The 11,880-nt window shown below is 51.7% G+C and carries 7 protein-coding genes; all 7 read right to left on the reverse strand.

What is annotated here, in order from left to right:
• Positions 1-21: 21 nt before the first annotated feature.
• A complete protein-coding gene (locus tag IE064_RS07915; RefSeq protein WP_189617367.1) occupies positions 22-1,812 on the reverse strand; it encodes an AMP-dependent synthetase/ligase in 1,791 nt (596 codons plus the stop codon).
• Between the two features lie 143 nt (positions 1,813-1,955).
• A complete protein-coding gene (locus IE064_RS07920) occupies positions 1,956-2,837 on the reverse strand; it encodes a transglutaminase family protein (RefSeq protein ID WP_189617368.1) in 882 nt (293 codons plus the stop codon).
• Entirely contained in the window at positions 2,834-5,398 is a 2,565-nt protein-coding gene (locus tag IE064_RS07925) for a circularly permuted type 2 ATP-grasp protein (protein WP_189617369.1), read from the reverse strand. Before IE064_RS07925 ends, IE064_RS07920 begins: the two co-directional genes overlap by 4 nt.
• 31 nt (positions 5,399-5,429) lie before the next feature.
• Positions 5,430-8,765, reverse strand: a complete 3,336-nt coding sequence (locus IE064_RS07930; RefSeq protein ID WP_189617370.1) for a transglutaminase family protein — start codon at positions 8,763-8,765, stop codon at positions 5,430-5,432.
• Positions 8,762-9,706 (reverse strand): alpha-E domain-containing protein, encoded by a 945-nt coding sequence (locus tag IE064_RS07935; RefSeq protein WP_133038280.1) that lies wholly within the window; start codon positions 9,704-9,706, stop codon positions 8,762-8,764. The genes IE064_RS07930 and IE064_RS07935 overlap by 4 nt, the downstream gene beginning before the upstream one ends.
• 2 nt (positions 9,707-9,708) lie before the next feature.
• Positions 9,709-11,163 (reverse strand): circularly permuted type 2 ATP-grasp protein, encoded by a 1,455-nt coding sequence (locus tag IE064_RS07940; protein WP_189617371.1) that lies wholly within the window; start codon positions 11,161-11,163, stop codon positions 9,709-9,711.
• Positions 11,164-11,555: 392 nt separating this feature from the next.
• Positions 11,556-11,880 (reverse strand): hypothetical protein (locus IE064_RS07945; protein WP_229799915.1); only part of this gene is annotated, 325 nt, incomplete at its 5' end.

The raw sequence follows: 11,880 nt of genomic DNA on the forward strand, positions 1-11,880 counted from the left end.
CTTTTTCAAATCAGCCAAAGATTAATGCCCATACATGGCATTAATTTCATTCGCGTATTTATGGTAGATCATCTTACGCCGCAGTTTCAGCGTTGGAGTAATCAACCCTGCTTCCATAGAGAAGGCTTCAGGGAGCAAGGTAAACTTCTTGATCTGCTCGAAACCTGCCAAACCCTGCTGTAGCTGTTTCAGGCGCTCGTCAAAATGCGCCAGCACCTGGGAATGACGGATCAGTTCCACCGGTGACTCATAACTCAGCCCTTTCTGCTTTGCCCAGGCTTCTAGCGCTTCAAAGGCGGGCACAATCAGCGCAGTCACATAGTTTCTGGCATCGGCGATAATGGCCACTTGTTCAATGAAGGGGCAGCAACCTACTTTGCCTTCAACCCGTTGTGGCGCAATGTACTTACCGTTAGAGGTTTTCATCAGTTCTTTCAAACGGTCGGTAATAAATAGATTGCCGTTGGCGTCCAACTGTCCGACATCACCGGTTTTCAGCCAGCCATCTTCAAATACTTCGGCAGTATCCTGCGGCCGGTTAAAGTAACCGCGCATCACGGTATCACCGCGCACTAGGATTTCATTGTCGGTGCCTAAGCGCACTTCCACTTCATCCAGCGGTTTACCGTTAGCGCCAGGCACCCGGTTATCTGGACTACAGCAAGCTACTGTCGCCGTGGTTTCGGTCATGCCATAGCCCACCAGCAACGGCACATTAATGGCGGCAAAGAAGGCACTGACATGCGGATCCAGTGCGGCGCCACCACAAGGCATGTACTTAATGTTGCCCCCCAGCGCCTGATGTAACTTGCTGTACACTAAGCGGTTTGCCAGTAACCACTGCGCTTTCAACCACCAACTGCCTTTGGCTCGGCCTTGGGATGCTTCAAATTGCCGCTGACCCACAGCTAATGCCCAAGCAAATAACTTACGACTGAACGCTGGCGCTTTGGAAAGTTTGTCCTGCACCGCACTGTAGACTTTTTCAAGAAATCTTGGCACCACGCATACGGTATCGGGTTTTACGGCAACTAAGGCTTCTTTTACTTTATGGGTATCGGACAGATAGACATTACGGCCACCTTGACTGAGCACATAAAAACTCCAACCACGCTCGTAAACATGACTCAAGGGCAGAAAGACTAAAGATACTTGATCACGCTTAAACGGCACCCGTTGATGGTGTTGCCGCATCGCCGAAGCAATATTACGTTGATCCAGCATCACCCCTTTCGGGTCGCCGGTAGTGCCAGAGGTATAGATCAACGTCATCAGGTCATCCAGTTGGCTCTGTGCCAACCGTTGTTGTAACTCTGGGTGTGGTTGTCCAGCCTCTTCGCTGATCATTTTATCCAGGTAGAAATGGCTGAAAGATATCAGTTCAACGTTATTATCGAACACAATCAACTGCTGCAAGCTTGGACACAGCTGCTGCAGCTTGCAGGCCAAATGATACTGTTCATTATTGGCCACACACAGCACTTTGGCGCCCGCGTCACGGATGATATACGCCGCCTGTTCCAAGGTAGATGTAGGATAAATGGGCACTAATACGCCACGCGCCTTGATAGTCGCCACGTCAATACAGGTCCACTGTGGACAGTTGTTAGACAAAATAGCAACCCGATCTTGCACCTCAAGACCGCTATCAATCAGCGCTGCCGCCAGTTGATCTGTGATATTTTTGAGTTGAATCCAGCTGACCTTATCCCACGGGGCTGCTGTTTCAAAGCCTTCCAGGGCAATTTTATCCTGTTGTGTCTGCACCTGTTGGTCCAGCAACCTGATAATCTGATACTGCTCAAGAGACATGTTGTAACTTACCTTTTAGCTTACAGCTGTTTCGCTTTTGGCTATTCTAACTCAAGCGCAAGGCAAGCATAAATACTTTTGCTGCAATATCAGACTATCGTCCCATGGCAGCAAACGATTACAGTAGCTTAATTGAGGCTATGTCAGAGACGTTGCACATCCACTGAAACATTGAGTTTCTGGCTGTCGCCACCATCAAAAATAACCCCTTGCAGTGGTGAGACATCGGCATAATCACGGCCCCAAGCGGTGATGATATGCTGCCCATTGGGCATCAGGTCGTTAGTGGGATCAAATTCCACCCAGCCTAACTCAGGCACAAAGATGGCAAACCAAGCATGGGAAGCATCGGCTCCCACCAGCTTTTCTTGTCCTGGCGGCGGCAAGGTTTCCAGATAGCCACTGATATAACGTGCGGGTAAACCCACTGAGCGAATACAGGAAATCGCAAAATGGGCAAAGTCCTGGCACACGCCACGCCGCTCTTCTAACACCTGTTCTGCCGGGGTGCTGATGCTGGTGGCAGAGGCATCAAAAGTGAATTCTTGAAAAATTTTATGGGTGAAATCCAGCGCAGCCTGCAATACCGATACCTCATCGGCAAAGGTATCCGCGGCATACGCCGCCAGCTTGGCAGAACGGTGAATATGGGTGGAATCCAGCAGATATTCTTTCACCATGCGCAATTCAGGTGTATCCGCATAGGCCAGTATCTGCCGCAACTCACCGCAAGTCGGTACCTGCAGACTCAGTTGATTAGGCAAATCCTGTTCATCGATATCAAAAATACTTTCTACTTCAATAGTGAGCTTTTTATGGGCTTCCTGAATGGAGAAATAGTAGGTTTCGTTACCGAAATAATCTTCCCCGGCGCTGTGATAGATAGGCGTCGGACTGACCTTGATATTCCGGCTGAGACAACGTTGTTTCGGTGTATCTCTAGGCAACAGATGGGTCATGTTGTAGCACAGCGTTACTGGCGCTGCGTACAGATATTCGGTCAGATGTCGCACCCGGTATCTCATAGTTCGGCCTTCCATTTAGCTTTAATCAGCTGTTGTGGGCCCGCCGTGTGATCAAAATATTTATCACTGAGCAACGAGGTAAATTGCTCCAATTGTTCAATAATCTGGCTCATCAGCTGTTGTAGGCTAGCACGACTGCGATGCCGGTGATCAACATGCGCCAACTGCGCCAGATCTGCCAGTTGAATATCGTTCAGCGATTTGATGATCAGCCGATTTTCCGGCGACAACCCAGAAGTCATGCTTTCGTTGCGCGGCAACTCGTTGAGATATTTACGCAATTGATTGACCTGATAGATCAGCGACCTGGGATTGGATAGATCTATCATCAATAAATCCAACCCGAACTCGATGCGGGTGCCGGTACGATAACGGCGACGGAAGGAGATCAACGCTTCCACACTCAACAGCAGTGATTCCAGGATCAACTGCTGCTGCATCCCCGGTAACGGTTTACCCAACGTGGCCTTCAGCAGCGTCGCAGTCAGCAATGCCCGCTCGGTACGGCGGCCGATTTCCTGGAACATCCAGTCCATGCCTCGCAGCATGCTTTCATTATTCAGGCCGGATAGCGCCAGCAAAGTGGTGACCAGACCGTCTAGTGATTCTTCTGGCACCGATGGCAAGCCATGGGTATAAGCGCGGTCGACCTCATGAATATGGTCACGCAGTTCGTTAAGAATAATGCGGGTATCGGCCGACAGCATCTCTTTGACCTGCTCGCCACAGGCCAACATCGCTTGCAGGTTAGCCTTAATTGACCCGGCACGTTCATGATCTGTGACCAACGCTGCCAGTTCATCATTGGGATGTTCCAGCAATTCTTCGTTTTCGGTAAATCCCGGCAGGCACCCCGTTACTTGTGATAGCGCCTGCAGCAAGATATTGCGGCTTTCCGGCGGTAGTGGTTCCACACCGTTGAGCTGCTTAAAGATGGTGCGCATCAAACGCAGGCTCACTTCTGCCCGCTCGGCGTACCGGCCAAACCAAAACAGGTTTTCAATTACCCGGCTCGGCAGATTGGTGACCTGCGCTTCATCACGCGGGAATTCTGTTACCGCAGATGGTTCCACCTCAGGTTTGTCACTCAAGATCCAAGTGTCTTTACTGCGCGAACCCGATAACTTAGTGACAATCACTTCGGCGGTAGATTCTGCCACCCGGCTGAGTCCGCCCGGCATCACGCTGTAACCGTTTTTCGTCGCCACGGTAAAGGTGCGCAAAATCCCTGGTCGCCCCTCCAATCGTTGCTCGTGCCAGATAGGAGCCTGCGCTCCTGGGATATAACATTGCGCCACAAAACCCGCTGGATTTTTGGCCAACATCGCCAAGGTTTCCGCTCGCGCTTTAGCATCGAGACTATGGCCGTAAATACTTTTGCTGGCAAAACTGCGATAAGTGGGTTTGATGATCAGCTGATCCAGATGATTGACGACATAATCGTAATCCTGTGGATTGCCACACCACCAGGTGCGTACCGAGGGCAGTTGTAACGGTTGCCCCATAAGGAACTGGCAAATATCTGGCAAAAACGCCAACAATCCCGGCGCTTCCAGCACCCCGCTCCCCAATGGATTGGCTAGCACCACATTGCCGTTACGCGCCACTTCCAACAACCCGGGAACCCCGAGCATGGAGTCAGCGCGTAACTCCGCCTGGTCACAAAAGGAGTCATCCAACCGCCGCAAAATAACATCCACTGGCGACAAGCCGTTAAGGGATTTCATCCACACCTTGCCGTTACGCACGGTAAGATCGCCGCCCTGCACCAGCGGATATCCCAAATGGTTGGCAAGATAGGCATGTTCAAAATAAGTGCTGCTGTAAGCACCTGGCGTGAGCACCACCACCCGCGGGGTATCGGTTTTATGGCTCACTAATCCCGCAAGGGTTTGCCTTAGTGTTTGGGAAAAAGCGGAGAGCCGTAACACATTGCTGTCGCGAAATAGCCCCGGCATCACCCGTGACACTACGGTGCGATTTTCCAGCGCGTAGCCACTACCGCTGGGGGATTGGGTGCGATCGCCTATCGCCACAAACTGACCATTTTCACCACGGACTATATCTACTGCGTGCAATATCAACGCCTTAGCACCCGGCAAACGCATGCCATGACATTGGCGTAGAAAACCGGGATCGGCAAAGACTATTTCTGACGGCACAATCCCTTGCTTCAGCAACTGTTGTTCGCCATATAAGTCGCGGTAGATAAGTTCGAACAGTGTCGAACGCTGTGCCAGCCCTTGTTCAACAAACGCCCATTCATCATTGCTAATCACATTAGGAATGATGTCCAGCGACCAGACACTGGGTGACAAGGGATCATTATTCAGGTCATAGGTTGCACCGTCATCTCGCAGAATGCGTTGCGCTCGGCGATAACGGTCATCCATGCCATCCGTGCCTAAACGACCAATGTGCTCCAGTAATTGCTGCCAATGAGCACGAGGCTGCCGTCCTTCATCAAAGGCTTCGTCAAAGGCCCCGGCAGGCTTGACGTAGGGCGCATTTGGCACCGGTTGAGTTTCCGGTGCCGAGTTATTGGCTAAAGGCGAACGCATCAGTTAATGGCTTACTCCGGCAAATTGGCGCCTAGTATACTTTCTTTCTGAGATCTAATGTATGGGGGTATTCATGACTGATTTCCTCCATTGGCGGTGCCATCGGCCGTGGTACTTGTTCATTCACATAAAAATGGCGTATAGCATTAAATTCCGGCGGCGGTATCAATGGCCCCTGGGTAAAACCTTGCTCTTGAAACCGGTTAACGCGACGCGCTTCCGCTTCGTTGCTGTTGACTGGCACGCTGGCAAAGTTGCGGCCGCCCGGATGACTGACGTAATAGGTACAACCGCCTATCGACATGCCATTCCAGCTATCAATCAAGTCGAACACCAACGGCGCATCAACCCCCAATGTGGGATGCAGCGCTGAGGGTGGCGACCAGGCGCGATACCGCACCGCACCAATCATTTCGCCTTTGGTGCCAGTCGCACTTAACGGCACCCGGCGGCCATTACAGGTGAGAACATGCCGACCATCGGTCATACCGCTGAGTCGCACCTGCAACCGCTCCACGGAAGAGTCCACATAACGGGCGGTTCCTGAGTGTGTCACTTCTTCCCCCAGCACGTGCCAAGGCTCGATGGCCCAGCGCAGCTCCAACTGAATATCATCCAACTGCTGGCGGCCATAATGCGGGAAACGAAACTCTTCAAACGGTGCCAGCCATTCCAACTGGAACGGATAGCCGTGGCGTTGCAGGTCATCCACCACTGATTTGATGTCCTGCCAGACATAGTAAGGCATCATAAAACGGTCATGCAGTTCAGTGCCCCAACGGATCAACGACTTGTTGTAGGGCTTCTTCCAAAAACGCGCCACTAAGCAACGCAGTAACAGCATCTGTACCAGCGACATACGGGCATGCGGCGGCATTTCAAAACCACGGAATTCCAATAATCCCTGACGACCACTGGCGGTGCCGGCGGCGTAAAGTTTATCGATGCAGAATTCGGAGCGATGGGTGTTACCGGTAATATCCACCAGCAGGTTGCGCATCAGACGATCAATCAGCCACGGCTGCGCCACCAAGCCATCTGGCATGTTGGCAAAGGCGATTTCCAGTTCATACAGCGACTCTTCACGGCCTTCATCCACTCGGGGCGCCTGACTGGTGGGACCGATAAACATACCAGAAAACAGGTAGGACAGGCCGGGATGGTGCTGCCAGTAGGTCACTAAACTGCGTAGCAGATCGGGGCGCCGTAACATCGGGCTATCCGCTGGCGTCAAACCGCCTAAGGTGACGTGATTGCCGCCACCCGTGCCGGTATGACGACCATCCAGCATGAATTTCTCAGTGCCAAGACGGGACAGATAAGCCTGCTCGTACAAGGTTTCGGTATTGTGTACCAACTCATCCCAACTGCTGGCGGGGTGAATATTGACCTCAATTACACCTGGGTCTGGGGTGATGAGGAATTTCTGTATCCGATAGTCTTTCGGTGGCTCATATCCTTCAATCACCACTGGCAGTTGTTGCTGGCTGGCGACCGCTTCAATAGCGCTTATTAGAGCTACGTAGTGCTCTAAATAGCTCAGTGGCGGTAAAAATAGATGCAAGCGCCCATCACGTACTTCCAGACAAATAGCGGTGCGCACCACAGGTTTAACAATTCTTAGCGGCGGTTGTGGCGGTTGCCCGGTCTGCTGCGCAGCAATACTCGGGCTGTCACCACTCACGTCAAATGTTGCCAGCGGTTCCCTTGGTTCAAACGGATCGCGTTCAGCGTCCAGCTCCTCTTCACTCATTGGCGGTAAGGAACCCAGTGGCAAACGAAATCCCATTGGACTATCGCCGGGGATCAAGGTAATCACCTCCGCCCGTAGTGGCCACAAACTGCTCTGCCACAAATAGCCGTCAAACATTACCGGCAGCACAAAGCCGGTGGGATTTTCCAACCCGTGAGTCAGCAGTTTTGCCAGACGACGCCGTTCCAGATCATCTTGCAGATTGGCCTTACGCGGGTTAGCTGCATCTGGCAGATTGCGCTCCAACCACAGGTAGTACAAGGTGTCTTCAAACGCTGGCTGTAAATACTTGGCTGAGAGCCCCAACTCACCGCATAAGGCGTTACCAAAACGTCGTGCTTCGGTCTCAGTAAAACCATAATTTTTGTCGACCCGCGCCAACCATTGTGGATCATGCCACAACGCTTCGCCGTCAGTACGCCAGAAACACCCCAGCGCCCAGCGTGGTAACTCTTCGCCGGGATACCACTTGCCCTGCCCATAATGTAGCAAGCCGTTGCCACCGAACTTGGCTTTCATGCTTAGCAGCAGGTCTTTTGCCAGCCGCAACTTGTCGGCACCGAGAGCTTCGGTATTCCATTGCGCGGAATCCATATCATCAATGGAGACAAAGGTGGGTTCGCCGCCCATCGTCAGCCGCACATCGCCCTGTTGCAGCTCCTGATCCACCGCGCGGCCCAGCGCCTTGATGTTTTCCCAAACATCATCGCTATAAGGCTTGGTGACTCGCGGATCTTCATGAATACGGGTCACCACGTTGGTATAGCTAAAGTTGACTTCACACTTGTCGGTATAACCGGTAATCGGTGCCGCAGAGATAGGCTCCGCGGTACACGCCAGCGGAATATGGCCTTCACCGGCTAACAGGCCACTGGTGGGATCGAGACCAACCCAGCCAGCGCCAGGCAGATAGACCTCACACCAGGCATGCAAGTCGGTAAAGTCGTGATCGGTACCCGACGGGCCATCCAGCGCCTTCACATCGGCCACTAGCTGCACCAGATAACCAGAAGCAAAACGAGCCGCCAACCCGAGCCGACGCAGGATCTGCACCAACAGCCAGGCAGTGTCACGACAGGAACCTTTTTTCAGCGTCAGCGTTTCCTGGCACGTTTGAATTCCGGGTTCGAGCCGAATGCCATAGTCAATGTCCTGTGCCAAGCGGCTGTTAAGTTCCACCAAAAACCCCACAATCGCCTGGTCTTTGCCATCAATGCTTGCCATCCAGGCATCCAGTTCCGGGCAATCTTCAACGGTTTTCAGATAAGGTGCCAGCTCCTCTTGCAGTACCGGCTCATAGTTGAAGGGGTAGGTTTCGGCGTACTCTTCGATGAAGAAATCAAAAGGGTTGATCACCGTCATATCGGCAATCACTTCCACCGCAAACTGCAACTTGCGCGTTTTTTCTGGGAATACCAAGCGCGCCTGCCAGTTGCCAAACGGATCCTGTTGCCAGTTGATGAAGTGCTGCTCAGGGGTGACTTTCAGCGAATAGCCATGAATATGAGTGCGTGAGTGCGGCGCGGGCCGCAACCGCAGTATATGCGGCGAGACCTTAACATCCCGGTCAAACTCGTAAGTGGTGGTGTGCTGGATGGCGATGCGAATGGTCATGCGGCATCCTCTTGACGAAAGTGGAACCAGTTTTCAGTGATCTGATGATGCAACGCAATCATCCCCAGTTGCACCTCATTGAGATAGTCACTGAACTGCTGATTGAGATCTTCCGACTTTTCCACTCCCTGCGTGAGTTGCAGCAACTTGTCGACATTAGCCGCGATAATGCCAAAACGGGGCAAGGTGGCGGCAGCGATTTTTATCTGCTCTAGGCAATAGCGCTGCGAGCGCGGAAAACAGGGATCGGTCAGCATGAATGTCACCACCGCGGCGCCAGTAATGGAGCAGCGCATGGTGCGACGAAAACTCAAATAAGCGCTCTGGGATTTCAGCACTTTGGACCAGACGACCTGTCCCAGCCGCACATCTTCCTCTTCCTGCGAATGCAGCATTTGAAAATTGGCGGCATCCAGAATACGGGTGTTCATATCGGCCCGTTCCAGAAAACGCCCCATCATGATGAAGTGCCAACCCGCGTGACGGTCCATGGTGCCGGTCAGCAGGCCAATGATCTTCTGGCAACCTTCAATGATGGTGTTGAGATAAGCATGGCGCACCGAACGGTTGATCCCTTGCTTGATATTGTGCTGCGCATAGAGATCTAACTCGTTGATCAGTTCCCACATTTCGCCCGGCACCACATCGCGGGTGGTACGGATATTCTCCCGCACCATTTTCAGCGATGACAACAACGAACCAGGGTTAGTGTCATCGGCCAGCAGGAACTTCAGCACATTGTGTTCATCCTTGACCTTGTAGCGCTGATCAAACTGTTCCACGCCACTGTTGATCTCCACCAGATTGTACCAAGACACCGCAATATCACGCGGCAAGTCATACATGAGGTCATCATAGACACTGACCAGACGGGCAATATTTTCCACTCGCTCCAGATAACGCGCACTCCAGTAAAGGCGCTCGGCAACCCGTGACAACATGTTCAGTCTCCTTTTGTCCCAACAATCCAGGTGTCTTTACTGCCACCGCCTTGGGAAGAGTTGACCACCAGCGAGCCTTTTTTCATCGCTACCCGGGTCAAACCACCAGTGGTGACGTAAGTGTCCTTGCTTTGCAAAATGAATGGCCGCAGATCCAGATGGCGCGGTTCCAGCACATCTTTACCTATTAACGTTGGTGCAGTTGACAGTTTGAGTGTCGGCTGGGCGATATAGTTACGCGGATTGGCTTTGATCAGTTCCGCAAAGGTTTGTTGCTCTTTTTTAGTGGAATGCGGCCCCACCAGCATGCCATAACCACCGGACTCATTGGCCGGTTTCACTACCAGCTTGTCGAGGTTTGCCAGCACATACTCTCGTTCATCATCCCGGTCACACAGGAAGGTTTTCACATTGGGCAGAATAGGTTCTTCGTTGAGATAATAACGGATCAGTGCAGGTACGTAGGCATAGACCACTTTATCGTCTGCTACCCCGGCCCCCGGCGCATTAGCCAAGGCCACATTGCCCGCTTTCCAAGCCCGCATCAATCCCGGCACCCCCAAAACAGACTCTGAATTAAAGGCTTCTGGATCAATGAACAAGTCATCAATACGCCGATAAATCACATCCACCCGTTCTGGGCCGTAGATGGTTTTCATGTAGACACAATCATCACTGCCCACAAACAGATCTGAGCCTTCTACCAGCTCTACCCCCATCTGCTGCGCTAAAAACGCATGTTCAAAATAGGCGGAGTTATAAATGCCTGGCGTTAACACTACGATTTCTGGACGAGCGACCTTGCGCGGAGACAGCGCTGCCAGGGTATCGAACAGTTGCGATGGATAAGACCCTATGGGTTGAATATCATCATTTTCAAAGAGTTCCGGTAACACCCGCTTAGTAATCGCCCGGTTTTCCAACATATAAGACACCCCAGAAGGCACCCGCAAATTGTCTTCCAGAACGTAAAACTTGCCATCGGCATCACGCACCAAATCGGTGCCGCAAATATGCGCCCACACCCCATAAGCGGGCGAAACCCCAACGCATTCTGGCCGGAAGTTTTTTGACTCCTTGATAATATGCTCGGGGATAATGCCGTCTTTGATACAGTGTTGCTCATGGTACAGATCATCAATAAAACGGTTGAGAGCGGTCAGCCGTTGTTTCAGGCCCGCTTCGGTCACCGCCCAATCTTTAGCCTCAATGGTGCGCGGGATAATGTCGAACGGCCAGGCACGATCAATATTGCCTTCCTCGGTATAGACGGTAAAACTGATGCCCATCTCTTGGATGGTGGCTTCCGCCGTCAGCCGGCGTTTCTCCAGTTCGTCGGCAGAGAGGGAATCCAGATATTTGAGCAATTGTTTGGCGGGAGGACGGGGGTTTCCGGTGTGGTCGATCAGCTCATCAAAAAAATCGCCGGAATCATAATTTTTTATAAGTCGATCCATAACAAGCAACGCCCCCTCATAATTATCACCGGACACCGCTTCATTATGGTGCAAAAGAATAGCAGTGCCGATTTATCAATGCTTCAAATTGGTGCTTGCAATTCACAAATCCGCTACTTTCATAATAAAAGTCCAAGATTTCTTCACAAAATCACCAACAACTCTACTGATAGGCTAAATCAGCAATTTTCGTACCACTGCCATGTACTGCTGCCAGAGAGTAGATTGGTAACAAAAGAGGCTTGAGTCTTAAGGGATAGGAAGTGCTGTTGCACTTCCTTCACTGATGGGATTTCAAAGGAGTAGTTAGAGGATAAACTCTTTTGCTGCAGTTGGTCTGAACGCCATACATTATAGTGGCGCCATACGCCGTCTTGCACCGCATACTAGCCTTAGGCAAGCTGCAGACCATGCTGCCAGAAGTATGTCATGGCTTTGTATCTGAATACTTGAATTAGCAATAATGGCATACCATCAATCAAGGCAATCGTAGACCACGTCACATCCAACGAGCCCCAAAAAGCACCAGCAAAATAGGTCAACACCAAGACAGTCATCCCCCCTAGTTGCCAATCCTTACGGCAGAACAGTCCTAAATAGCTGATCCGAATACTGCTACATTTTCGCGATGCCGTGTCCGTTGCCGGGAAAAGGCGAAACGGTTTCCATAAAATGCCATACCTTGCCAAGAAGTTCCCGCATGTTTCGGCAACTGTG

The organism is Shewanella fodinae (assembly GCF_014651955.1).
Classification (GTDB): domain Bacteria; phylum Pseudomonadota; class Gammaproteobacteria; order Enterobacterales; family Shewanellaceae; genus Shewanella; species Shewanella fodinae.